The organism is Acinetobacter sp. Ac_5812, assembly GCF_013072695.1.
GTDB lineage: Bacteria > Pseudomonadota > Gammaproteobacteria > Pseudomonadales > Moraxellaceae > Acinetobacter.
The window spans coordinates 154,758-180,606 of record NZ_LXUK01000008.1 but is presented as its reverse complement, the minus strand read 5'-3'; the positions used below and the strand labels follow the sequence as shown (position 1 = coordinate 180,606).

Here is a 25,849-nt window from a genome sequence, read left to right as displayed (position 1 = left end):
TTTTATTCACTAGTCACTCGGTTGACTTCCTGCAAAGAGGTAATTCCTCGCATGACTTTTTTCAAACCTGAACGACGGAGATTGTTAAAGCCTGCTTGTTCTGATGCTGCTGCAATTTGTATTGCATTACCATCCTCCATAATCAATCTGGAAATTTCAGGTGTAACTTTCATCACCTCATAAATCCCCACACGGCCTTTATAACCTTCGCGACATTCAGCACAACCGACAGGTTGAAAAATTGTAAGCTCAGGGTTCGCCAAGTCTTGCTCAGTAAACCCAAGCTCCAATAGACTTTGTCTTGGTATTTCAATGGCTTCTTTACATTGATTACATAAACGACGCGCTAAGCGTTGCGCAATCACCAGATTGACAGAAGTTGCAATGTTGAAAGAAGGCACCCCCATGTTACGTAAACGGGTTAGGGTTTCTGGTGCGCTATTGGTATGCAGGGTTGACATCACCATATGACCCGTTTGTGCGGCTTTAATGGCAATTTCAGCCGTTTCCAGATCACGAATCTCCCCGACCATGATCACGTCAGGATCTTGACGTAAAAACGCTTTCAGCGCTGCAGAGAAGGTAAGTCCTGTTTTCGGATTGACGTTGACCTGATTAATCCCTTCCAAGTTAATTTCAACTGGATCTTCGGCGGTCGAAATATTAGTGTCTTCGGTATTTAGGATATTTAAACCTGTATATAAAGAGACAGTTTTACCAGAACCCGTTGGACCTGTGATGAGGAGCATGCCCTGTGGCTTATCTAGGGCATCCATAAATAAGGCTTTTTGCTCATCTTCATAACCGAGCGCTTCAATACCCAACATGGCACTGGATGGATCGAGAATACGAAGTACCAGTTTTTCACCAAATAAGGTTGGCAGTGAGTTGACACGGAAATCGATGGATTTGGTCTTGGAAAGTTTAAGTTTAATACGCCCATCTTGTGGCATTCGTTTTTCAGAAATGTCCATTTGAGACATGACTTTTAAACGTGAGGCGAGACGGGTTGCCATTTGTAAGGGTGGGTTGGCGATTTGACGGAGTACACCATCAACACGGTAGCGGACACGATACATTTTTTCATAAGGTTCAAAATGTAAGTCGGATGCACCCATACGAATCGCATCAATCAACAGCTTATTGATATATTTGACAATCGGAGACTCATCGCCTTGTGGCGTGTCATCCTCTTCTTTGTTTGGATCTTGGCTTACATCAATGTCGAGATCAAAGTCTTCACTTTCACCAAAATCGAAACTACCAGAATCTCCAAACTGCTGTTCAATCAGTTTTTCGAGTTTTATGTGCTCAACAATGATGGGCTCAATATTGAGTTTGGTATTAAAGCGAATGGCATCTAACGCTTCAATATTGGTGGGATTGCTGGTCGCGACATATAAAATTTGCCCACGTTGTAGTAATGGCGCAACTTTATGCTTCTGAATGAGTTTGTTGTCTGCCAGATCGCGAGGTAGCAAAGCCGTATCGTATACAGCCAGATCGAAAAGTGGTTCACCGAATTCGGCTGCAATCGTTTCAGCAATGGTTAGGGGAGATAAACGATGCTGTTCAATCAGATGTACAACGATGTCTTGTTGTGCTTTTTTAGCCGCGTCAATTGCGGTTTGCATAGTTGTGGTGGACATGTGTCCATCTTCAACTAACCGTCGAATAAACCCCGAAAACTTTGGAGACGTATGTAATCCTGACATCTGTCCGCCTTATGACAATAAATGTTTATAATATGTATTCTAAAAATTATACTTTTGTTATGCAAAAATACTACTACAGAAAGTGTTGTTTTTGCCTTGATTCATAGCGAAAACTTTGAACTGATCGAGTTTTTTGCAAATTAATTTTCTTTCATTGAATTAAATCTTGCCAATAATCAAATCAATTCAATTGTGGCAAGCTTTAAATTTTACACTGAAACACCATAATATTATGACGGTAGGATAGCAGCTTTTACTGATCTTCATGATTTTTAGTCATTTATACACCAGTAAAAGAAAAAACTGAATTTTATAAAAATCCGTGTAAAATATGCAGCATTTTTGAGAAATTAACAGTGGGTGGGCGAAGTATGTCGAACTCGAGCATTACTCCTTGGGTTGTTGGCAATTGGAAAATGAATCCAATGCATGCGAATGCTTTCCAATTAGTAGAAGAATTTAAACAGTTATTACAACAGGAAGATATTGCAGCTGAGCAATGTCATATTGGTGTTGCGCCAATTGCAATCGCGTTAAGCGGCATTCAGACACAATTTAAAGATGCAGTGAGAACGATTTATACGGTTGCGCAAGATGTTTCTCGTGTCGCAGGTACAGGTGCCTATACAGGTGAAGTGAGCGCCGAACTGTTAAAAGACAGTGGCATTGAATTTGTTTTAATTGGGCATTCTGAACGTCGTGAATTATTTGGCGATGATGTCGAAATTTTAAAAGCTAAATTACAAAATGCATTAACTGCTGGTTTGACTGTTATTTATTGTGTGGGCGAAAGCTTAGAGCAACGTGAACAGGGTGCAGCAGAACAAGTGGTATTACAACAAATTTGTGATATGGCAGCTGTAGTAAAAACTGAACAATGGCAAAATATTGTGATAGCGTATGAGCCTATTTGGGCAATCGGAACAGGGAAGACGGCTTCTCCTGCTGATGCTCAAGCCATGCATGCAAAAATTCGTGAAGGTCTAAAGCAAATCACGGCATTTGGTGCTGAGATGGCGATTCTTTATGGCGGCAGTGTAAAAGCTGAAAATGCAGTTGAATTGGCGGCATGTCCAGATATTAATGGCGCTTTGGTCGGTGGTGCATCTTTAAATGCGCAATCGTTTTACCAAATCGCAAAAGCATTTGCACAAAGCAAATAACGAGGAATTGAGATGTATAGTTTTATACTCGTTGTACACATCATTTTGGCAATCTTAATTATTGCTTTGGTTCTGGTACAACAAGGTAAAGGTGCAGAAGCAGGCGCATCATTTGGTGGTGGTGGTGCTGCTACCGTATTTGGTGCTTCGGGTGCGGGTAACTTTTTAACTCGTTTAACCGCGATTTTTACCGCTTTGTTCTTTGTCACTAGTTTAACGCTCGCCGTATTTGCTAAAAAACAAACGACAGATGCATATAGTTTAAAAACTGTTCAGACATCGACATCTGCACCAGCGACATCGCCTGAAACTTCACCAACTGCACCAAAAACAACTGAATAAGTTGAATTAGCACTTTCCTTTTTGCGTTTAAGGGAATAGAATGCGTCCCACAATACTGCGGTGGTGGTGGAATTGGTAGACACGCTACCTTGAGGTGGTAGTGCTTTCGGGCGTGGGGGTTCAAGTCCCCCCTTCCGCACCAAGCTTAATAACCAGTAAGTTTGGTGTGTGCAGTGTTTGTATTGTTGCGGGATGGAGCAGTCTGGTAGCTCGTCGGGCTCATAACCCGAAGGTCGTTGGTTCAAATCCAGCTCCCGCTACCATTTGATTAAGGTGCAACTTAATCAAGCAAATATGAAAAAACTTAAATTGACTTTTTTTCATATTTGTATATAATTTTTGCACGTTGATGCGGGATGGAGCAGTCTGGTAGCTCGTCGGGCTCATAACCCGAAGGTCGTTGGTTCAAATCCAGCTCCCGCTACCAAGTTTCTAAAAAGAGGCTCACAATAAGGTGGGCCTTTTTGCACAGTGGGCATTGCTTTTCTGTGTAACATAGGGGCGATTTACGCCCTTTTTTATTGGTTGTTTAGCTATATCGTGTAGTTGTTCGACATCAATTGGTCAAATAGTCGTGCTTCACTATACGGTTAAGATTGATTGGCTCGTATGAGAGCGACGAGAGTAAATGAAATTATCAAATAAATCTCAAGCATTGCATGATCTAATTGCACCAGCTGTAGCTGCGTGTGGTGTAGATTTGTGGGGAATTGAATTCCTGCCACAAGGTAAACGTTCTTTATTACGTATTTATATTGATAAAGCGGTCGATGAGAATGTTGAACCTGTCTTAACAGAAGATGGTGAAGTTGAACTCGGGCGTGGTATTGGTGTTCAAGATTGTGTCTTAGTGACACAACAAGTGGGTGCAATGCTTGATGTTCATGATCCAATTTCGGGTGAATATGCTTTAGAAGTTTCTTCACCAGGTTGGGATCGTCCATTTTTCCAATTGAACCAACTGCCTGCCTATATCGGGCAACAAGTGGCTTTACGATTAATTGCTGCTGTCGAGAACCGTCGTAAATTCCAAGCCAAATTACTTTCTGTAGACTTAGAAAATGAAATGATTCAAGTCGAAGTTGAAGGTAATCATGTGCTTGAAATTGATAGTAATAATATTGATAAAGCAAATTTAATCTATCAAGACTAATATTAACTTAATTTTATAAGAAATCGGTAGGTGACTTATGGGCCGCGAAATTCTTACCGTTGCAGAAACGGTTAGTAATGAAAAAGGTGTTAGTCGTGAAGCGATCTTCCAAGCGTTAGAGCAAGCACTTGTTGCGGCAACGAAGAAAAAGTTTTACGAAGGTACACGTTCAGAAGAAGCTCAACTCCGTGTTGAGATTGATCGTAAAACGGGTGATTACCGTACTTTCCGTCAGTGGACTGTGGTTGCGGATGAAGATCATGAAATGCCAGCATGCCAAGACGCGATTTCTGATTTAGACCCTGCTCAGTGGTCAATTGGTGACGTGCGTGAGTTGGAAGTTGAATCAATTGAATTTGGTCGTATTGCTGCACAAATTGCAAAACAAGTCATCGTACAAAAGATTCGTGAAGCAGAACGCGCACTGGTTGCGGATGCTTATGAGTCTAAAGTCGGTGAGTTGATCTACGGTGAAGTGAAAAAGCAAACTAAAGATGGCTTTATCATTGATCTGGGTGACAACGCTGAAGCTTATTTAGCGCGTGAAGAAACCATCCACAAAGAAATTTTACGTCCTAAACAACGTATCAATGCGATTTTGTATAACGTGAATCGTGAAGGCCGTGGCGCACAATTATTATTGTCTCGTGCACGTCCTGAAATGCTGATTGCATTGATGAAAAAAGAAATTCCAGAAATTTCTGAAGAAATTATCGAAATTAAAGCGGCGGCGCGTCAACCCGGTGTTCGTGCTAAAATTGCAGTGAAAACCAATGATCATCGTATCGACCCAGTGGGTGCATGTATTGGTATGCGTGGTACACGTATCCAAGCGGTGCAACAAGAGTTGAACGGTGAGCGTATTGATGTGGTGGTGTGGTCTGATGACCCAGCACAATATATTGCAAGTGCATTAGAGCCAGCTGATGTATCAGGTATTGTTTTGGATGAAGATGCACGTAGTGCAGATATTATCTTTGCAACCAATGATCAGTTAGCGCGTGCAATTGGTTCGCAAGGACAAAATGTTCGTTTAGCATCGGAATTGACGGGTTATAAACTCGACATGATGTTAGAAGAAGAGTATCGTGCTCGTCAGCAAAATGAAGCACAACAATATTTAGATATGTTTGTTACACGTCTGGATATTGAGGAAGACTTGGCAATGGCATTGGTAGAAATGGGCTTTACTTCACTCGAAGAGATTGCTTATGTACCAGCTGAAACATTCGACGAAATCGAGCTTGAAGCAGATTTAGTGGAACTGTTACAAAGTCGTGCGAAAGAAGCTGCTTTGACGGATGCATTGAAACAGCAAGAAAATATTCAAGAGCCAAGTGCAGAACTTCTCGGTATGGAAGGTATGACGACTGAGATTGCGTATGCATTGGCGGCGCGTGGTGTGGTTACTGTTGATGATTTGGCAGACCAAGCAACTGATGATATCTCTGATATCGAAGGTTTAGGTCATGACAAAGCGGGTCAGTTAATCATGAAAGCACGTGAATCATGGTTTAACTAGGAGATAATAGATGACGGACAAGTCGATTCAAGAGTTAGCGCTCAGCGTAGAACGTCCTGTAGAGAAACTCCTAGAGCAGGTTCGCGAAGCAGGTCTACCACAGCGTAAAGCAGATGACATTATTACCACTGAACAGCAAGATACTTTGGTCAATCACTTGAAAAAAGTACATGGTCAGGAAAGTGGTAACACAGGAAAAATTGCGTTGAAACGTAAAACAACGAGTACTGCTAAAGTTACAAGTACTTCAGGTAAAGCAAAAAGCATTAATGTTGAAGTTCGCAAGAAACAAGTTTTTGCTAAACCAAATCCAGAATTACTTGCAGCTGAAGCAAAAGCGCGTGTAGAAGCAGATGCAAAAGTACGTGCCGAGCAAAAAGTACGTAATGATGCTGAGCAAACTGCACGTCATACGGCTGAACAAAAAGCCAATGCAACTTTAGAAGCAATGCGTGCAGCGCATACTTCTGATAATGCAGCTCAAGCACCAGCAAAAACTGCTGTTGTGGTGAAAAAGCGTAATAGCGACAAGGTGATTAAAGCCCCTGTTATTCGCCCGACAGAAACACCAGAGCAAAAAAGAGCACGTGAAGAGCAAACTGCTCAGTTGAAAGCGACTGAAGAAGCAGTACGTCGTAAAGCAGCTGAAGAAGCGCAGCAACGTACACTTGAGCAAATGCGTCAGATGGCATCAAAATATTCAAATGATGATGCGACTGCAACGATTCGTGTGATTGATGATTCGCCTTTAGCCGCAGGTCTTGTTGGCCAAGCGTATGAAGATTCCTTTAATAAGGAAGACCGTGAAATCAAACGTGGTGGTGCAACTGCAAATCCACGTGCTGGTAAGAAAGGCGGTCGTGGTGGCGATGCTCAATCTGAACAAAGTTTTAGCAAGAGCCATCATAAGCGTGGTTTGAAAACCAGCCAAGCCAATAAACATGGTTTTGAAAAACCAGTTAAAAAGCAAATTTATGATGTTGAGATCGGTGAGAAAATCATCGTTGCTGATCTAGCACAAAAAATGGCGGTTAAAGTTCGTGAAGTGATCAAGACCCTCATGAAGATGGGTGAGCTTGTTACTCAGAACCAAGCCATTGATCAAGATACGGCTGTACTTGTCGTTGAAGAATTGGGCCACAATCCAGTTTTAGTTTCGGATACGCAAGCCGAAGATAACTTATTGGTTGCTGCTGAAGAAGCACGTGGTGAGCAAACAACTCGTCCGCCAGTTGTAACGATCATGGGGCACGTTGACCATGGTAAAACATCGTTACTGGATCGTATCCGTCGTTCTAAAGTGGCTGCGGGTGAAGCGGGTGGTATTACTCAGCATATCGGTGCTTATCACGTTGAAACTGAGAAAGGGATTATCACCTTCCTCGATACACCAGGACATGCTGCGTTTACATCAATGCGTGCACGTGGTGCAAAAGCGACTGATATCGTGGTCCTTGTTGTTGCTGCTGATGATGGTGTTATGCCACAAACAGCTGAAGCAATTGACCATGCACGTGCTGCAGGTACGCCGATTATTGTTGCCATCAACAAGATGGATAAAGAATCAGCTGATGTAGACCGTGTATTAAACGAATTGACCACCAAAGGTATCGTACCTGAAGAGTGGGGCGGTGATGTGCCAATTGCAAAAGTATCAGCACACTCTGGTGCAGGTATCGATGGCTTACTTGATTTAATCTTGATCCAAGCTGAATTGATGGAGCTTAAAGCTTCAGCTGAAGGTGCGGCACAAGGTGTTGTAATCGAAGCACGTGTCGACAAAGGTCGCGGTGCAGTAACGTCGATTCTGGTACAAAACGGTACATTGAACATTGGTGACTTGGTACTTGCCGGTTCATCTTATGGTCGTGTTCGTGCGATGGTTGATGAAAATGGTCAACGTATTACTTCTGCAGGTCCTTCGATTCCAGTTGAAATTTTAGGTTTACCTGATGCGCCAATGGCGGGTGATGAAGTTCTTGTGGTGAATGATGAGAAGAAAGCACGTGAAGTTGCTGATGCTCGTTCTGACCGTGAACGTCATAAACGTCTAGAGCGTGCGAGTGCAATGCGTCTTGAGAACATCATGGCATCTATGGGTAAAAAAGATATTCCTTATGTGAATGTCGTACTCAAAACTGATGTACGTGGTACTTTGGAAGCGTTACATGTTGCGCTTGATGAGCTTTCTACTGATGAAGTTAAAGTCCGTGTAATCGGTTCTGGTGTTGGTGCGATCACCGAGTCAGATGTCACTTTAGCTGAGTCTTCAGAAGCGGTATTATTAGGTTTCAACGTACGTGCGGATAACACTGCTCGTCAAAAATCTGATCAAGATGGTATTGATATTCGTTACTACAGCGTCATTTACCACTTAATTGATGATGTGAAAGCTGCAATGAGCGGTAAGCTTGCACCAGAACATCGTGAAACGATCTTGGGTGTTGCTGAAGTACGTGAAGTATTCCACTCAAGCAAGTTTGGTGCAGCAGCGGGCTGTATGGTGCTTGAAGGTGTATTACACCGTAACAAACCAATTCGCGTATTACGTGATGATGTGGTTGTGTTCCAAGGCGAGCTTGAATCTCTTCGTCGTTATAAAGAAGTGGTTGAAGAAGTTCGTGCTGGTATGGAATGTGGTCTTGCAGTTAAGGGTTATAAAGACATCAAAGCACAAGATAAGATCGAAGTGTATGATGTTCAATTGATTAAACGGAGTCTTTAATGGCGGGTAGCCAACGCTTAAAGCGCATGGCGGATTCAGTACAACGCGAGTTGTCTGAGCTTATCCGTCAGGAGCTTAAAGATCCACGTCTGGGTGGTCTTGTGACCATCTCAGCCGTGAAAGTCAGTGCAGATATGGGATATGCTGAAGTATATGTCACTGTAATGGGTCGTGAACTGGGTGATGATCAAAGTGAAGCAGCAAATAAAGAAACTTTAGATGTTTTGAATAAAGCGTCTGGCTTCTTGCGTCATGAATTGAGTCGTCGTATCAAGACACGTATTACGCCAAGATTGCGTTTCCATTACGATAAGACCAATGCCTATGGTAACTATATGTTTGGTCTGATTGCTGAAGCGGTTAAGGATTTGCCTGAACAAGAGCAAGATGAACAAAAGTAAATACATATAAAAAAAGCCACCTTCGGGTGGCTTTTTTTATGGCTTAATGCGATTAATCTTTTTTCAATGGATGGCGACGATAACGTTGCCAAGGCAATGGGCGATTTAAAGCTTCTGGTACATCACCACTGGTTGAGCGTAAGCGTAAGTGAATGGCTGCTTGTGCCATCAAATTTGCTGATACAGGGGCTGTGATAAATGCAAATAGAGTAATTAAAAGCTCAGCAAAACCAAAACGACCATGCATTGCAGCGAAAATCATGGCTGCGATCAGAAAGCTACCAAGACCTAAAGTACTGGATTTGGTCGGTGCATGCAGGCGCATAAATAAATCGGGTAGGCGGATCATGCCAATCGAACCGATCAGCATAAAGAACGCACCAAACACCACAAAAAATGAAACGACAATCTCAAGAATCAGTTGCATGGCATTGCTCCTTAATCAATTACATGGCCCGTTGTGAAATAACGGGCAAGTGCAGCAGTAGAGACAAAGCCAAGCATGGCAACCAAAAGTGCACCTTCAAATAAATTAGTGCTGACCCAATAGATGCCTAATACTACAATCAGGCAGGTCGCATTTAGAAATAAAGTATCGAGTGCCAAGAGTCGATCAATCACTGAAGGGCCTGCAATTAGGCGAATCAAGCACAGAAACATAGAGATGGTAATGGCAATTAAACCAATACCCAATGCATAAGGCAAAATGGTCATTTATTTGCTCCTTCTGTAATCTTGACATCAAAGATTTCGATTAAAGGCGTTTCATAGCGTTTTTTAATCTCTTGAATATCCAGTTCACTATCATCTGAACTGAGTGCATGCACCAGAATATCCCCACGTTCCTGATCAATTCCTGCTGAAACTGTTCCGGGTGTAGTGGTGATAATCATCGCCAGCAAAGTATTCACTTGTTCATGTTCAGTTTCCAATGGAACGCGATACCATTTAGGGTGTAATTGATCCATTGGACCAAGCACCATTTTGGCCACACGAAAGTTGGAAATGACAATATCCCACAGCACGACAAAGACCAGTTTAATGGCAGGAAGCCAATGAATATGTGGCGTTCTGGCAATAAATGGACTGACTAAACGGGCAATCACCACTGCCAGAATCACTGCCATTAAGATGTCAGTCAGATCTAGACTATGTGCCAGCATCAACCAGCTTAAAAAAATCAGAACAGACACAAATGGATGGGGGAACCAACGCTCAAGCAAAGATAATTTTTGCATTAGTGATCCTCCATAGGCTTTAACTGTGTGCTATTCGGAATAGTCGGTGCTTCGAGGACTTGCTCCGCAATTTGACGCTGCTTATATTCAGAAATATGTTCGCCTTGTAGGGTTGGCTTAGAAATAATATCTGGAATCAGCAAGGCATTCGGATCTTCAACCTCACCGCCATATTTGGTTTCAGGTAAATAGCTTGGATCATAAGGCTGTACGCTGATCGGACGACCTTGTGCATCATGTTTCAGAATGGTCTGGTTATAAAGCGCATGATTCTGAATTTGCTGTGCTGTTGCAAGCGTATAGTTCTGAATCGGTGCAGCACAAACCACATAAAGCATTAATGCGCCAAGTAAAATATAGATCGCAGTATCATTACGCTTCGGTGCAAGCTCGGGTAGGGCTTGATACTCAGCATAAGCCGCTTCTTTCTGATCTTCTTCCGGTGGTGTTGCACGCCAGAACAAAATAAAGCCAACGCGTGTCATGGCAATGATGCTGAGCAAGCTCACAATCAGAATCACTGCGATGATCCAGCCTTGATATGGTGTCTCAGCAGTGGCTTGCAGAATAAAGACTTTACCGAGGAAGCCGCTGAATGGGGGTAAGCCTGCCATCATTAAGGCGATGGTAAAGTAAGTAAAAGCAGCCGCTTTTTCCTGTTTGATTCGTGGTGCAACTTTTAAATGATCTTTAAAAGCACCACGTTGCGAGGTCATCCAGCCACAGAACAAATAGAAAGCTGCTGCGATCAAGGTACTGTGAACTAAATAATACAGCGCTGCGGCCCATGCCTGTGTATTGAACATGGCAATCGAAATCAGCAAAGTACCAATCGATGATAACACCATGAATCCAACAAAACGGCGTAAGCGTTCAGCGCCAATTGCACCAATCACACCATAAAGGGAAGTCACCAAGCCGATGATCAATAAGCAGTTCTTGAAAATGCTTTGTGCCATGGCATCATCAAACACAGTGCCATTCACACGCAAAATGGCATAAATACCTACTTTGGTCATAATGGTGAAAATCGCAGCGACAGGTGTGCTTGCAACCGCATAGGTTTTCGGCAACCAGAAGCCAACAGGCAACATCGCGGCTTTAATACCAAACACCACAAACAGCAGGAGTCCACCTGCAACGGCAAGTTTGTGCTGATCGCCATCTAAGCTTGATACCAGACGACCGACATCTGCCATGTTCAAGCTGCCGACACTGCCGTAAATCATGCCTAGACCAATCAGAAACAGAGCCGAGGCCAGCAAGTTGATGGTGACGTAATGCACCCCAAGCTGGAAACGTGGACGACCTTGACCGTGCAATAACAGCACATAGGAAGCCATCAACAGGATTTCGAAGAATACGAATAAGTTGAATAAGTCGCCTGTCAGGAATGCGCCCGTGATTCCCATGAGCAGGAAATGCACCATGGTATGGAAATAACGACCACGCGTATCCCAGTTCTCGCTGGCGTACCAAATCACAGGCACTGCAAGAATATAGGTTAGTACCAACATAAAAGCGGAGAGGCGATCAAGGACTAACACAATCCCAAATGGTGCCGACCATTCACTGAGTTGATAAACCGTAATTTGGCCCGTGCTAGCAATACTCAGATAACTGATTGCCGTGATTAAGCCTAAAACTGCCGAAGCAATACTAATCCCGCGACGCCAAGGTTGACGCCAATCTTGCTTTAAAGAACCTGAACCCGGATTGCCCAATAACACCAGAATAAAACTGGTGAATGCTGGAATTAAGATACTGATAATTGGAGCGTGAGCGTGCCAGAAACTGTAAAAATCAAACATTATGGCTCATCCTCACGTGGGTCATAAGTCAAAGTGGGTTCTTCTTTCGAGTCGACATGGTCTGTACCAGATTCATAACGACTGCGTAAGGCAAGTTGCACGATAAAGGCGGTGGTGGCAAAGCCAATCACAATCGCCGTTAATACCAGTGCTTGAGGGAGTGGATCGGTCACTTTGGTGGCCTGAGTCAACACGGCAGGTGCATTGATTTGCAGGCGGCCCATGGCAAACAGGAATAAGTTCACGGCATAGCCGATCATGGCTAAACCAAGGACCACTGGAAATGTTCTGGCACGCAGAATCAAATAAATACCTGTTGCCGTGAGTAGGCCAATCCCTGACGCGAGTAAAAATTCAATACTAATCATTTTGATTATCTCCACCTGGGATCGGACCAGCCATACTAGAGTGACGAGAGTCTCCGAGTACGGAGATCAACAACATGGCGGCACCCACAACGGTAATGTAGACCCCTGTATCAAATGCGACTGCAGAGGCAAGATGCATTTTTCCAAGCAATGGTGCTTCGACATAAATATGTGCACTGGTGAGGAAAGGGCGAGCCCAGAACCACGCGATAATACCGGTGAGACCTGCAATGGTTAAACCAGAACCAATCCATAACTCATAGAGACGACCTGATTTGGCTTTGATCATCTGCTCGGTTTGATCTTGCCCCAATACGATGTACTGAATAATCAGTGCCATTGAGGTAATCAAGCCTGCAATAAAGCCACCGCCCGGAAGATTATGCCCACGCATGAAGATGTAGACACTGACCACCAATGCCAATGGCAAGATCCATGATGCCGTGATACGGAACATCAACGGTGAAGGATTAAAACGATAGGTTAAGCCTTGGGTCATGGTGGTCCCATGTGCACGCATACCATCCATCAGACACAGTGCACCAATGGCGGCAATGCCGAGTACGGTAATTTCACCGAAGGTATCGAAACCACGGAAGTCAACCAAGATTACATTGACCACATTTGAACCACCGCCCAGCGGAATCGCCTGTTGTAAAAAGAACCATGAGATTGAGTTATGATCGCGGGTTAACAACAACCAAGTAATCCAACCAATACCTAAACCACCTGCGATGGCAAGGCTAGCATCTCGCCAACGACGTGAACGGCTTGATTCGTAAGGCGTGAGTTGCGGTAATAAAGACAAACTCATCAGTAATAAAACAGTGGTGACTACATCAACCGTAATTTGGGTCAATGCCAAGTCGGGTGCAGAGAGGGTAACAAAAACCATCGTGACCACCAAACCGACTGCACCACTGATCAAGACTGCTTTGATACGTTCGTGATGGAACCACAGCATCATCCAGCAACCTGAGAACAGAGTCAACCAGAGTACAATTGCCACCCAAGGTGCATGGGTGAGTTCACGTGTGCCTGTGGTTAAACCTTGGTTGAATAGCGGTAAGCCGACCATGATGATGCTAAACAACACAATCCAGAGGATATAGCTTTGCAAAGAACCATTTTCGGTCTTTTGCTTAATCTTGCGGCTGATGAGTAATAAATTTTTCAAGAATAGATCAAACAGAATCTTGCCTTGGAATTTTCCAAGATAAGGATCTAAGTCGATTTTACGAATGCGCCCATCTTTTGCTAGTGCAAAGTAGAAGATTGATCCACCAATTAGTGCAATCAAACTCATGATGAGTGGGGCGTTAATGCCATGCCAAATCGCAAGATGAACGCCTTCAAATTCAGGCTGTGCCAAACTTGCACGAGTGACGCTGTTGACCATTGTCCCTGCAAATAGGGCAGGGAGGATACCCACTAAAATACATAAGGTTGCCAAAATAATGGCAGGTAAGCGCATGCCTAAATGTGGTTCGTGTGCCTCTTTATTCGGTACGTGTTTGCCAATCGGGCCATCAAAAAACACACCATGAACGAGACGAATTGAATAACTGACTGCGAAAATACCGGCTAAGGTTGCGACGATGGCTGAAATCACCATCACTGGACCAGACAAGTTGGCCAATAGCTCAGTAAAGAACATTTCTTTCGAGATAAAGCCATTGGTCAGTGGTACACCCGCCATTGAGGCAGCGGTGATCATGGTGAGAGTGCCTGTAAATGGAAGCAGTTGCCAGATGCCACTGAGCTTGCGTAAATCGCGTGTGCCAGTTTCATGGTCAATAATCCCGGCAATCATGAACAATGCCGCTTTAAAGGTGGCATGGTTGATGATGTGGAAAATTGCGGCAGCAACCGCCAATGGCGAGCCAATACCGAGTAAACATACGATTAAACCTAAATGACTAATGGTTGAATAGGCCAAAAGTCCTTTCAGGTCTTCTTTGAAAATTGCAAAACCTGCGGCCATACACAAGGTGAACAGACCGACAAAAGTCACGATATTGTGATACAGCGCAGCACCAATAAAAATAGGAGCTAAACGCGCCAACAAGAAAATCCCTGCTTTGACCATAGTTGCAGAATGTAGATAGGCTGACACAGGGGTCGGCGCTGCCATCGCATTCGGTAACCAAAAATGGAAGGGGAACTGGGCGCTTTTGGTGAATGCACCTAATAGGATCAGCAATAATGCAGGAACAAATAGCGCATGTTGCTGAATGGTATCCTTCATCAACACCAATTCATCAATCTGATAAGTGCCAGTGATTTGTCCAATCAGCACAAATCCACCCAGCATGGCCAAACCGCCCATGCCTGTAATGGTGAGAGCCATACGGGCGCCACGTTGCGCTGCCTCGTATTGACTCCAGTAACCCACCAATAGGAAAGAGGAGATACTGGTTAGCTCCCAGAACACCAATAAGATAATCAGGTTATTTGAGAGCGAAATCCCCAGCATGGCTGCCATAAACAGCATTAATAATTGGTAGAGTTTACTCAGAGAGTTCTTAGGGCTGAGATAGTAATAGGCATAAATATAAATCAGGGTGCCGATACCGCTAATCAGCAGACCAAACAATAAACCTAATGCATCTAGGCGAAAACTCAGATTAATTCCAAGCTGTGGAAGCCAGTCCCAGCTTTGTTGCAGGGTATTGCCCTGCAGAACCGTTTCTGCCTGAGTTAAAAGTAAAATAAAACAACTAAGGCTGATGCCAATCGCCCCAAGTGCCGTCACGCCACGCGAAATACGCTGTAATTGTGAGACAAGGGTGGTGCCGAGTATGAGCGGTAATAAGATAATAATCGGTAGCACACTGGTATCCATGTCGATGATTTAGGTCGAAGACCTAAGGGGTGAATTTTCTTTCAAGACTTACAGGCACTCAAAGAGAATACCAAAAACTTTAAATCTTGAAGCCCAATCAAGTTAACGGAGGCAGCAAGTTGTATTGCACAACTTGAAAATAAAAAATACGGTTTATTTTACTATAAAATATCAGCAAAAATCTGATGTTATTACATGAAACAAACAACATCATTTGATTGAAAACATTTCAATTTCTGTTTTTTGATACGCGTTTATAACGGGGTTTCTTGCGGCGTATCATCTATCTTGAGCAGGTTGAGTAAATTGTTCTTTTCTTGTTCGTTTAAATCCTGAATTTGTTGGAATAAATCATCGACTTTGCTGGTCAGTGGATCGGCTTGCAGCAAGGTTTGCGCTTGCACGGAATGTGCTGTTTCGGTCTGGGTGAGGCCTTGATATAAATTTGAAAGCTGTTGTTGAGATGCCTCTAAGTTGAGTTGGTAAACACCTTTTTGATCTAATTTTAAACACTGGTAATGTAATGCATGCTCAAGCAAGGCATCTCGGTTGCCTGTGACGATGATTTGTAGACGTGGAAAAGCTTGATGTAGGCGCTCCAAAATTTCCGCACAGTGATTCTGATCGAGTTGATGGTCAACTTGATCAATCAGCAAAATCCCTTCACCTTCTAAACATGGATCAAAGCAATGCTGATTCAGCAAGCAAAGCCGACGACTAATGTCTCCAACTAATGCAATCCAAGTTTTGAGTGAAGCAGATAACTGTTGAAAAGGAATCAACTGATCGTGATAACGCACCATTAATTGTAACTTTGGCACATACTGAATATAAATATCGCTTAATTCAGGGAAAATCGTATGTAAGCTGTTTTTCAAAGCATAAAGATTGGGTGCAGAGAGTTGCTTCGGATGATTAATCAGTTCTTGTTGTAATTCTTGCAGTACTTCTGATTGATTTTGTTGATTAAAATCATTGCCCATCAAGCGCCTAACGATATGGGCTGAATGTGCATTTTCGACATCGCTGATTTCACGTAGCCACTCAAAAAAACGGGCAAACGTCGTATAGGGTACAGCAGTTAAATCATAGGCCGAAATTTCCTGTAATGTTCCTGGGGTATTTTTGCTTTGTAAGTTGATGTCTTGCACGAAGCGTTCGGCAGGATAATAGGCAATCAGTGGAAGTCCGAATAAAGGATCCTGCAGTCCTGTTTTCTGATATAGCGTGACCATTTGATCAAGCTGTTGGGTCTCCACTTGGCTAATCCCAACGCCTTGACTGTTAAATGTTTTATAGAGCTTCCATGCACAAGTTTGCGTGTCGGTCTGTTGTGATGAGCTACTTTCAGCCAAAGAGCCACTCAATTCACTGCTCATGCGGACCTGAATTTGAATTTTTGCCTGTAAGCGATTCAGCATAATATCTTGATCAGCAATTACTACGCCTGCAGTACGAATATCCTTATAGCGCGCAGAAAACCAAGTCAGACTTTGATAGATATTTTTTAAAATCGTACTTTTGCCTGTGGCTTGATCACCCAAAATCAGGGTAATAGGAGATCGCTGAGGTTGAAATTCGAGATTTAAATCCCGAAACATCCCGATGTGTTTAAATAGAACCGATTCAAGCTGCATAAGCTGACCTCAATCATAAGCGCTTTAACCTGCTGACTGACGAAGACTTGCGGGGGCGCACCGTTTTAATTGTTGTATTAAGTCGTATAAATGATGAATATTTAAACTTACTTTAGCACGCGTACAAGCCACGTAAAGTAGTCTGAGCTCTTCATCTGTAATTTTATGTTCTAGTCCATTTATTTTAAATTGGTAATCGTCTTCGATATGCACACGATTCCATTCTAAACCTTTGGCTTTATGTGCAGTTGAAATCACATAATCTGCCTGTTCAATTGGCGTGATTTTTGCCAGTGCCTTTTTCAGTGGATCGGTACCATGATCATCAACTAACTTGACTAAAGGTTTGATATCACTGCCATCATTGGTTTCACAATATTCGTGTACATCATGCCAAGAGTTAAACCACGCCAACTCAGGAACATCGGTAATTCGTTTACCTTGTTTCAATAGACTTGCAGCATCGACAAAACGACTCAATTTCTGTTGGTCCGCTTGTAAGCCGACTTTATCACCATTGACCAGACCAGAAAGTAATAACTCCATTGCACGGGCATTAGTCCGACATAGAATTGCATCGCGCATCTTGGTATGTGGCTTATTCACCACACTAGATTTTTGGTTTGGATTACCAAGTAGAGGTACAGTTTCATTTAATGCGCCAAGCAAGCTGTTGGCGACATCTGCAATGGCATCGCCAAAACGGAAAGAGGTGGTTAAACGACTTTCAGGCAATGGCATTTGTTGCATGGCATTGATTGCACCACGCCATGCATAAATTTGCTGATGTGCGTCACCGACATAAATCACTTGGGTGCTTTTTTGACGCAGTAAAATACCAAGCATCAATGGATCGGCATCTTGTGCTTCATCAAACAATACATAATCGGCAGGAATATTCGGTTCCGATAAAGCCCAAAGCTTTAAATAGATATCATGCCCAATACCTGCTTGATGATTGGGATCAATTGATTCGAGCCAACGGCGTTCCACCGCCGGGTAGAGATGCTGTTGCAAGGCCTCAATATCGTCTAGATGTAACCAGCTTGGTGCCTGAATATGCCGAGGAGCAGGATATTGTGAGCTGGTTGAACAGAAGTAGCTCACGGCATTGGCAACTAAGCTAGCCAAACGGCTCGGCATCAGCACATATTTTTCATAACGCCCACCCATGAGACGACGTAGCGTTATCGGTTCCAGTCGATATTCTTTGGCAATGAAGCTTGGGCTTAAGCGCGGTAAGCGTAATTTGTCGGTCACACCACGCGGTGCACTGCGAAATGCCAGCGAGTGGAAGGTTCGACAGTTTACATTGCCATGAAATTTATTTTGTGCTTCCGAAGCAATCGCTTTGTTAAATGCCAAGTACATGCCACGCCGTTCAGGCATGGCATCGCTGATCATTTGTAGCGTTGTGGTTTTACCTGTGCCAGCATAGGCAATCACTTTAAAGGATTGACCGAGACGGGCATTGTCGATCGCAATGGCTTGCTCATAAGTGGCTTTGGGTTTTTCTATATTTGACACAGGCTCTGATTACGCTTCTTTGCTACGGTTAGCTTTTTCAACTAAACCTGATAAACCTTGACGACGTGCGAGTTCATCCAGAACCACTTGTGGCTCAAGATCGAAGTAACCCAACATCACAATACTATGGAACCATAAGTCTGCGACTTCATAAATCAGGTCATGTTTATTTTCCAGTGAAGCTAGAACGGCATAATCTTTGGCTGCGATGATACTTTCAATACTTTCTTCACCGACTTTTTCTGAAATTTTATTAATGCCTTTTTTATACAGGCTGGCGATATAAGAACTATCCGATTCAGCTGTTTTACGCGCTTGCATTAAGCGACCTAAATAGCTGAGTACATCGACTTGTTCACTTTGACCATGATCATGTGCTTCGGTTTTTGCCGCTGCGCCATAAATCGCCGTTGGATCTTTCAGTTGAGCATCAACAATTTCCCAGCCTTGTGGGGTGAGTTTGCGATAGAAGCAAGACTCACGACCCGTATGGCAGGCAATGCCGCCATGTTGTTCGATCTGTAGAATAATCACGTCGGCATCGCAATCCAGACGAATTTCATGCACGGTTTGAAAGTGTCCTGATTCTTCGCCTTTATGCCAGAGTTTTTGACGTGAACGTGAGTAATATACGGCCTGATTTTTTTCAGCCGTCAGTTGTAATGCCTCACGATTCATCCAAGCAACCATTAACACTCGACCAGTTTGATGATGTTGTGCAATGGCAGGAACAAGACCATTGGAATCAAATTTAACTTCATCTAACCAGTTTGACATGAGTGAAAATCCATTGAGTGGAGAGCAGCTAGTGTAGCGGTTGTGGCAAGGGTTGGCTATGCTTGTTGGGTAAAAAATGATTTAGGAGCTGGGTTGAATATACGTTCCCATCAAATTAGTATTTTCTATTTTTAAAAAGGGCAATGCCCAAGCAACGATGAGTAGTGTCCCACTAGAATAACTTGACCAATACCATGCATCAATCAGGAAATAGATAGCAGTGATAGAGACCCAAATATTTAAACTGCGAGCTAAATATTTTTGATGAATCAATAACAGCAATAAGAAAGGGAGGCTATCCCATAAGATCACCCATAGAAATTGAGGACTAATAATCAATCTTCCTATTGTTGATTTGGGATTGACTTGCCAATCAATAAAATGATGGTGAAAATTTAGAAAACAAAGCAGGTTAAAAAGGCTAGGGAGTAAGAACCAGCAGCCTTTGCGAATTGCCTTGCCTTTATTCTGTCGATACAAAGCCCATAAAAAACGATATTTCATATTATGTGTCTTATTTTTATTGATGAATTTTGATTTTCTTTAACTATTGATGTAGTTCGAAATTTCAATCAGGTTCTGATCGGGATCTCTTAAATAAACCGATAAAATTTTCCCCATCGCACCAGTTCTTTCGATTGGACCTTCAACGATGTCAATGTTCTGCGTTTGAAGATGGGCAATAACCTGATCTAATGGGGTTTCGGCAATAAAACATAAATCTGCTGAACCCGCTGTTGGCTGTAGAGCTTTAGGTTCAAACTCTTTACCTACTTGATGCAGGTTGATTTTTTGATTGCCAAATTGCAGTGCTTTGCGGTTTTCAGCAAAAGTAATTACTTCAAAATTCAGGGCAGATTGATAAAACTGACAGGTGATTTCAACATCGGCTACAGTTAACACCAAATGATCTAAATGACGAATTTTCATATTAAACCGCTCTTATTCATATTCAGGTAGAGATGCAGTTTTAGCATTGAAAGCATGATCTTTCTCAGCATATTGCGCCACTTGTTGGTAATCAAGTTGCTCAAACAGACCTGTTTTTAAGCCTGAAATGGTGATTGCCATTTCTTTACGAAAATAGGGGATTTGATACATCCACGGAAAGGTCAAGTCACGTAAGCCACCTGCCCACCAATGATCAGATTGATACAGCGGAGTGAGTAGGCGACTTAAAAATTGATAGAACTGGGTCGAGGAACGACGATGTTGATGATAGTGCTGCCACAGTGCTGACCAATCAATTTGCTGATTTTGTTTTGCTGCGTGTAGTGACTGTGAAAAGGCCCATGCATCCAACAAAGCCATATTGGCTCCTTGGCCCAGTTGAGGACTCATGGCATGGGCAGCATCACCGATGACACCAATTCGGCCTTGTCCAAATTGAGACATCACCACATCCCGATATTGAGCAGATAACCAGTGTGGCTGATGATGTTGATTCGACAACAGCTGTTTGAACCATTCTGCGACATCAGGCCAACGATCTGACACTTGCTTTAACCATTGCTGTTTAGCTGACTCATCTGTTAAGAATGATTGTAGTTGTGAGCTTGGCAAACTCCAGAACACACTGGAAAGTCGTTGTTGCGGTGCGGTTGGGATTGCACCTGTAGGTAATATACCCATCATGATTTTAGAGCGGTCATAGAACTGATGTAGGATTGCAGGATCAAGCGTTGGACATTCAGGTACGATGCTCCATGCCGCCCCCCAAGGATAGGCTTGATCAACTTTGACCCATGCCTGTGGGCGTAATTGACTGCGTGCACCATTGGCAATTAATACAGCATCGAAGCAGGCATCAAAATTTTGTTGCTGCTGAGAACCGAAGAGACGAACTTCATTTTGCTGTTCTTGAATACGTTCAATGCTATGACCCATTCGCCATGTCACATGACTGGCATATTCAGCCAGTTTGTGGGTCAGCACATGACATAAGGTAGCACGATGAATACCGAGGCCATAGAGATTGCTGCCTGCCTGATGATAATGGCTATTCACCAAGAGTCTTTTATTGGGAAGTTGACCTTCCAATCCTGTGACTTTGGCACCCAACTTTAAAGCATGTTCAAGTACACCGAGATGTTCAAAAACGGCTAAGCCGGCAGGCTGTAACAACAGACCTGCACCGACAGGGGAAAGTTGATCCGCTTGTTCAAAAATAGTGACACGATTGCCTGTACGTGCAAGCAGGATTGCGGTTGCCAATCCTGCGGTGCCAGCGCCAACAATGGCGAAATGAGGTGTTTTCATTCTTTGTTCTTTTAAAGTGTTTATAGATCAGTCAATCATGATCTTAACTGATCTCAGGGATTTTTTTAAATGAAATCTATCGCGATACAAGGCTCATGTTCATCCTATAGGCATTGAGTAAACGTCAGAGTAGATTATTTTAACTGATCTTTGCCCGTGGTCATCTTGATCAGGGTACGATCTTTTTTAACATAGTGATGATAAAGTGCCGCACCTGCATGCCCTAAAATCAGGATCCAGATCAGCCATTTTCCAAGAATCTGCTTATGAATGAAATCAATCGGTTTCTCGAACTGTTCAAAACTTAGGCCCATGCCTTGTGCCACCCAGCTCTGGAACAGGGCTGTATGTTCAAATTTCGGAATCTCAAACAAGAAGAAAAACTCAGTATTGACGCCTGTGCCTAAATAACCTGTGAGCGGGGCAATGATCATGATGGCATACAGGGCAAAATGTCCTGCATGTGCCGCAAAGTTTGCCAAGGGACTGGCAGGTTCTAAATGGGGCTGTGGATTGGTCAAACGCCAGATAATGCGCAGACTAATAATCACGGCAATGCTGATACCGACAGAAAGATGAAGTTGTAAAGCCGTCCAGTTCTCAGGTGTCCCTTTTTCGGTAAACCACTGGCGGTAGTAAACACTACAATAAGCAAGTAAAAACAGGATTGCGGTTGTCCAATGTAGCCATTTTGCAATGGAGCCATAGTTATTGATGCTATTTCTTAAACTCACGCTTCTCTTCCTTTAAAAATCTGTGTTGATGCACCTCAATGTTAAGTCGATGATCGTCTATCTAGTTAAAGATGAAAAGTCTTTGCCTGATGTGGATGGAAATCTCGCCTAAAATGTAATGGTTCTGCCAAAATTTCAGAAAGTATGTAAATGGGCGAAAGTGTTAGCTAGAAATGTTCAATTACATAAAAATAAAGGCCGTATCGATGGATACGGCCTTTGCTGTGTATATCTACTTATTTAGCAATGCGCCACAGTGCAATCAAGCTACTTAGTACAATCAGAATGACGGAGATAAACCATGGGCTAATAATCGCGATAGTCAACAAAATAAGCATCGTGCTACCAAATATCCAGCTACGACGTTGCTGTTGTTGCATTTGTAAGCGCATTTGTTGGATTTCACGAAGTTGTTTGTCATGCCAAGCTGATTGGTTTTTTAGACCATTTAAGCTGTCAATCAATAAACCTGGAATATCTTGGGCGCCGAGTAACAGGTCTGGAATCTGCTGCCCCAGTTCTTTTACGTTTTTGACGGGGTTCATATTGGCTTTGACCCATTCGGTTAGAATCGGCTTTGCCAGTTTCCAGATATCCAGTTGCGGGTAGAGATCAGTCCCTAGACCTTCAACGTGTACCAGTGTTTTCAGCAATAACATCAATTGCGGTGGAATTTCTAAATGGAAGCGACGAGCAATATCCATCACTTGGATCAAAATGCCTGCAAAATCGAGTTGATCCATTGGTTTGGATACCATTGGACCAACGGTACGGCGCATTTCGCGTGATAAGGCATCTTGATCTGTACCCGGTGGAATCCAGCCTGCCTGATGCACAATTTGAATCAGTTGCATGAAGTTGCTATTCATCACTGCCAGTAGCATCCGCGCAATCGTCATTTGATCATGCTTGGACAATTCACCCATAATGGCACAGTCCAACGCAATAAAGCGTGGATTGCTTGGGTTAATGGTTTCAACAAAGACATTGCCTGGGTGCATATCGGCATGGAAGAAGTTATCGCGGAACACTTGGGTGAAGAAGATGGTTAAACCCTTTTCAGCCAGATCCGCACGATCCATACCTAAACGATCAAAAGTGGCCGTATCAGAAATAGGGACCCCAGTAATACGCTCAGCCACCATCACATCTTTACTGTCCATATAGACTTCAGGCACATACATCATGCTTGAACCCGTAAAGTAATGGCGCATACGGCGGGTATTATCCGCTTCTAAACTGAGATCAAGCTCATTTAAAATGATTTGACGATAGTCTTGAATAATTTCAGTCAGATGCAGCGCACGCGCTGCTTCTAAACGATTCTCTAGCCAATCCCCTAGCCACGCCAAGATTTCAAAATCTTGCAAAATTTGACTGCGAATATCGGGACGAGTGACTTTTACCACCACTTCACGGCCATCATGTAAAGCGGCGGTATGTACTTGGGCAATCGAGGCTGCGGCAAGCGGTTGCTCATCAAAGCGTGAGAATAAGGTTGATACATCTGCTTTGAGCGATTCTTGAATGCGCTGTTTTGCGAGTTGAGTGTCATAAGGTTTGACGCGATCTTGCAATAATACCAGCTGTGATAATACTTCAGGTGGAATCAAATCACGACGCGTAGACAGCAATTGGCCGAGCTTAATCGCTAAGGGCCCCATATCCTCTAAGGCTTCTTTCAGCTTAAGCGGATTCTTTTTCTCACGACTCGACCAAGCCGCAGGATGCATTTTAATTAGGCTTAATGCATGACGTGCTTTTACTGGTAATTCTTCCGCAGGGAACAAGGTATCAAGGCGATAGTGTGCTGCAATACGCCAGAGTTCGAGTAACCGTGTAACATGCGGAATCATATAAAGTCTTACCTAGTCTTGTGTGGGGTGTTTGGATGGATTGAATTGAGCATTGAGTTGTTGAAGTTTTGCCTGTAGACGATCAAGCTCTTGATTGAGTTGACGTGTCTCGCGATTGAGATCGTCCATCTGCCAACGTGGGGCAAATAAACCGCTATCTTCTTTTAAGGCATCTTCAACAAAAAATAAATGACTTTGTAGTGAACGTTTCAACTGCTTCGGCACACGTTGAATTTTACCCAACTCATGTGCCAATTGAGGGCCAATCCATGGCGATAAATGCGCTGCGAGATCAGGCTCAGCCTGTTGCATAATTTTTTGAATATCTTGCAATAAGTGATAATCACCTTGCAGTGGAATATTACCAATTTGATCCATATCACTGAGCAATAATTTAACCAGTTCCACTACATTTTCAACATGGAGTGTTGCAGTTGCATCCGTGATTTTATGTTGAGGATCAAATGGGCGTTGTTCAAAAATAGAAGAAGTTTGACTCTGTCCCGTCACGGTCGGTTCTAGGCGAACTCTATTTTCATCAAAAAACACATCAACCGAGAGTTGTGGACTATCGATCACAACACGTAATAATTGACCTTGTAACTGATTGATTTGAATACGAGTGATCGCATCCAAATCAATCACATGATGAATGATACGTTCGACTGCACCGAGTGCTAAAATCGACCACATATCTTAAACCTTAAAGTTTGAATCCGCGGTGAACAGCAACGATACCACCAGTTAAGTTGTGGTAATCACAGCTTTGGAAGCCCGCATTTTCCATCATACCTTTGAGGGTACGTTGGTCTGGATGCATACGAATTGATTCAGCAAGATATTTATAGCTTTCAGCATCATTGGCAACTAATTTGCCCATAATTGGTAATGCGGTGAATGAATAAAGATCGTAGAGCTTTGAAAATGGTTCAAATACAGGTTTGGAGAATTCGAGAATGAGTAAACGACCACCTGGCTTCAAGACACGGTACATGGCTTGGAGTGCCGCATCTTTATCGGTCACATTACGTAAACCAAAACTGATGGTTAATAAGTCAAAGCTGTTGTCTGCAAATGGTTCGAGGGTTTCAGCATTGGCCAGTACGAAATCAACATTGGTACAGCCTGCATCAATAAGACGATCACGGCCCACATTCAACATGGATTCATTAATATCTGAAAGAACCACATGACCTTGTGGACCGACTTCACGGCTAAATACTTTCGCTAAATCGCCTGTACCCCCTGCAATATCCAGCACGTGTTGACCACGGCGAACACCTGACATATTAATGGCAAAACGTTTCCAAATACGATGGATACCAAATGACATCAGGTCATTCATGATGTCGTATTTGCTAGCAACCGAGTGGAACACTTCTGCAACTTTTTGTGCTTTATCATCACTATTTACGGTTTGATAACCAAAGTGTGTGGTTGCACCTACGTTGCCGGTATTGGCACCACGCGGTAAGTTATATTTGGGGATTGAAGCTGTTGAGGTCTGTGCTGCACCTTGTTGGATAGGCTGCTGCTGACCTTGTGGTGTGCCTTGTGGAAGGGGCGTGTTTAAGAAAGGGCTGACTTTGTCTGAACTTGGGTTTTGCTCAACTTCTGGGGTAGGCTGTTGGTTTTCGTTAGACATAGTTTTCTCCTAAACTTTCGCTCTAGCGGCACGAATCAGCAAGCATGATGACAGATTTTGTATTTTTTTACAGGCTTTCGCATGTAATTGTTATGAATAATATACAGAAAGTCACTTTCTCAAAAGTGTTT

General features: G+C 43.2%; 23 protein-coding genes and 3 tRNA genes. 9 read left to right on the top strand and 17 right to left on the bottom strand.

The window, feature by feature from the left end; translation table 11 throughout:
• Positions 1–2 precede the first annotated feature (2 nt).
• Positions 3–1,715 carry a type IV-A pilus assembly ATPase PilB gene (gene pilB, locus A7P55_RS06850; protein ID WP_171551565.1) on the bottom strand — a complete coding sequence of 571 codons (1,713 nt, stop codon included), beginning with the start codon at positions 1,713–1,715 and terminating at the stop codon, positions 3–5.
• Between the two features lie 371 nt (positions 1,716–2,086).
• Between pilB and tpiA the strand changes: the two genes are divergently transcribed.
• The 9 genes from tpiA to A7P55_RS06805 all read left to right on the top strand — a co-directional run bounded on the left by tpiA (position 2,087) and on the right by A7P55_RS06805 (position 9,021).
• Positions 2,087–2,878 (top strand): triose-phosphate isomerase, encoded by a 792-nt coding sequence (gene tpiA, locus A7P55_RS06845; RefSeq protein ID WP_171551564.1) that lies wholly within the window; start codon positions 2,087–2,089, stop codon positions 2,876–2,878.
• A gap of 12 nt (positions 2,879–2,890) precedes the next feature.
• Positions 2,891–3,220, top strand: coding sequence for a preprotein translocase subunit SecG (gene secG, locus A7P55_RS06840; protein ID WP_004802318.1), 330 nt, complete (start codon positions 2,891–2,893; stop codon positions 3,218–3,220).
• Positions 3,221–3,277: 57 nt separating this feature from the next.
• A tRNA-Leu gene (locus tag A7P55_RS06835) sits at positions 3,278–3,362 on the top strand.
• Positions 3,363–3,406: 44 nt separating this feature from the next.
• Positions 3,407–3,483 (top strand) — tRNA-Met (locus A7P55_RS06830).
• Between the two features lie 87 nt (positions 3,484–3,570).
• Positions 3,571–3,647 (top strand) — tRNA-Met (locus A7P55_RS06825).
• A 201-nt stretch (positions 3,648–3,848) separates the two neighbouring features.
• Positions 3,849–4,373 carry a ribosome maturation factor RimP gene (gene rimP, locus A7P55_RS06820; RefSeq protein WP_004802320.1) on the top strand — a complete coding sequence of 175 codons (525 nt, stop codon included), beginning with the start codon at positions 3,849–3,851 and terminating at the stop codon, positions 4,371–4,373.
• Positions 4,374–4,410: 37 nt separating this feature from the next.
• Positions 4,411–5,895: a transcription termination factor NusA gene (nusA, locus tag A7P55_RS06815; RefSeq protein ID WP_004802322.1), complete on the top strand. Its 1,485-nt coding sequence runs from the start codon at positions 4,411–4,413 to the stop codon at positions 5,893–5,895.
• 10 nt (positions 5,896–5,905) lie between these two features.
• A complete protein-coding gene (gene infB, locus A7P55_RS06810) occupies positions 5,906–8,620 on the top strand; it encodes a translation initiation factor IF-2 (protein ID WP_004802324.1) in 2,715 nt (904 codons plus the stop codon).
• The gene (locus A7P55_RS06805; protein WP_004774100.1) at positions 8,620–9,021 is read left to right on the top strand and encodes a ribosome-binding factor A; all 402 of its coding nucleotides are present in this window, start codon (positions 8,620–8,622) and stop codon (positions 9,019–9,021) included. Before infB ends, A7P55_RS06805 begins: the two co-directional genes overlap by 1 nt.
• A 52-nt stretch (positions 9,022–9,073) precedes the next feature.
• Here the strand turns inward: A7P55_RS06805 and A7P55_RS06800 are convergent, their stop codons facing one another.
• The 16 genes from A7P55_RS06800 to ubiE all read right to left on the bottom strand — a co-directional run bounded on the left by A7P55_RS06800 (position 9,074) and on the right by ubiE (position 25,718).
• On the bottom strand, positions 9,074–9,448 hold the full coding sequence (locus A7P55_RS06800; protein WP_004802326.1) for a Na+/H+ antiporter subunit G: 375 nt from the start codon (positions 9,446–9,448) through the stop codon (positions 9,074–9,076).
• Between the two features lie 11 nt (positions 9,449–9,459).
• Positions 9,460–9,735, bottom strand: coding sequence for a monovalent cation/H+ antiporter subunit F (locus A7P55_RS06795; RefSeq protein WP_004656203.1), 276 nt, complete (start codon positions 9,733–9,735; stop codon positions 9,460–9,462).
• A complete protein-coding gene (locus A7P55_RS06790) occupies positions 9,732–10,259 on the bottom strand; it encodes a Na+/H+ antiporter subunit E (protein ID WP_171551563.1) in 528 nt (175 codons plus the stop codon). Before A7P55_RS06790 ends, A7P55_RS06795 begins: the two co-directional genes overlap by 4 nt.
• On the bottom strand, positions 10,259–12,070 hold the full coding sequence (locus A7P55_RS06785; RefSeq protein ID WP_005314962.1) for a monovalent cation/H+ antiporter subunit D: 1,812 nt from the start codon (positions 12,068–12,070) through the stop codon (positions 10,259–10,261). The genes A7P55_RS06790 and A7P55_RS06785 overlap by 1 nt, the downstream gene beginning before the upstream one ends.
• Positions 12,070–12,438: a Na+/H+ antiporter subunit C gene (locus tag A7P55_RS06780; protein WP_004656199.1), complete on the bottom strand. Its 369-nt coding sequence runs from the start codon at positions 12,436–12,438 to the stop codon at positions 12,070–12,072. Before A7P55_RS06780 ends, A7P55_RS06785 begins: the two co-directional genes overlap by 1 nt.
• Positions 12,431–15,283, bottom strand: a complete 2,853-nt coding sequence (locus A7P55_RS06775) for a monovalent cation/H+ antiporter subunit A (protein ID WP_171551562.1) — start codon at positions 15,281–15,283, stop codon at positions 12,431–12,433. The genes A7P55_RS06780 and A7P55_RS06775 overlap by 8 nt, the downstream gene beginning before the upstream one ends.
• A 254-nt stretch (positions 15,284–15,537) precedes the next feature.
• Positions 15,538–16,920, bottom strand: a complete 1,383-nt coding sequence (locus tag A7P55_RS06770; protein WP_171551561.1) for an AAA family ATPase — start codon at positions 16,918–16,920, stop codon at positions 15,538–15,540.
• Positions 16,921–16,944: 24 nt separating this feature from the next.
• Positions 16,945–18,447, bottom strand: a complete 1,503-nt coding sequence (locus tag A7P55_RS06765; protein ID WP_171551560.1) for a UvrD-helicase domain-containing protein — start codon at positions 18,445–18,447, stop codon at positions 16,945–16,947.
• Positions 18,448–18,456: 9 nt separating this feature from the next.
• The gene (gene hisIE / locus A7P55_RS06760) at positions 18,457–19,224 is read right to left on the bottom strand and encodes a bifunctional phosphoribosyl-AMP cyclohydrolase/phosphoribosyl-ATP diphosphatase HisIE (RefSeq protein ID WP_171551559.1); all 768 of its coding nucleotides are present in this window, start codon (positions 19,222–19,224) and stop codon (positions 18,457–18,459) included.
• Positions 19,225–19,305: 81 nt separating this feature from the next.
• Positions 19,306–19,728 carry a hypothetical protein gene (locus tag A7P55_RS06755; RefSeq protein WP_171551558.1) on the bottom strand — a complete coding sequence of 141 codons (423 nt, stop codon included), beginning with the start codon at positions 19,726–19,728 and terminating at the stop codon, positions 19,306–19,308.
• 39 nt (positions 19,729–19,767) lie between these two features.
• Complete coding sequence (locus A7P55_RS06750; protein ID WP_171551557.1) at positions 19,768–20,154, bottom strand: VOC family protein; 387 nt, start codon at positions 20,152–20,154, stop codon at positions 19,768–19,770.
• A 12-nt stretch (positions 20,155–20,166) separates the two neighbouring features.
• Positions 20,167–21,483 (bottom strand): NAD(P)/FAD-dependent oxidoreductase, encoded by a 1,317-nt coding sequence (locus A7P55_RS06745; protein WP_171551556.1) that lies wholly within the window; start codon positions 21,481–21,483, stop codon positions 20,167–20,169.
• Positions 21,484–21,617: 134 nt separating this feature from the next.
• A complete protein-coding gene (locus A7P55_RS06740) occupies positions 21,618–22,217 on the bottom strand; it encodes a cytochrome b/b6 domain-containing protein (RefSeq protein ID WP_171551555.1) in 600 nt (199 codons plus the stop codon).
• Positions 22,218–22,453: 236 nt separating this feature from the next.
• Positions 22,454–24,073, bottom strand: a complete 1,620-nt coding sequence (locus A7P55_RS06735) for an AarF/UbiB family protein (protein ID WP_171551554.1) — start codon at positions 24,071–24,073, stop codon at positions 22,454–22,456.
• Between the two features lie 12 nt (positions 24,074–24,085).
• Entirely contained in the window at positions 24,086–24,766 is a 681-nt protein-coding gene (locus A7P55_RS06730) for a hypothetical protein (protein WP_171551553.1), read from the bottom strand.
• Positions 24,767–24,776: 10 nt separating this feature from the next.
• Positions 24,777–25,718: a bifunctional demethylmenaquinone methyltransferase/2-methoxy-6-polyprenyl-1,4-benzoquinol methylase UbiE gene (gene ubiE / locus A7P55_RS06725; protein ID WP_171550398.1), complete on the bottom strand. Its 942-nt coding sequence runs from the start codon at positions 25,716–25,718 to the stop codon at positions 24,777–24,779.
• Between the last annotated feature and the right edge of the window lie 131 nt (positions 25,719–25,849).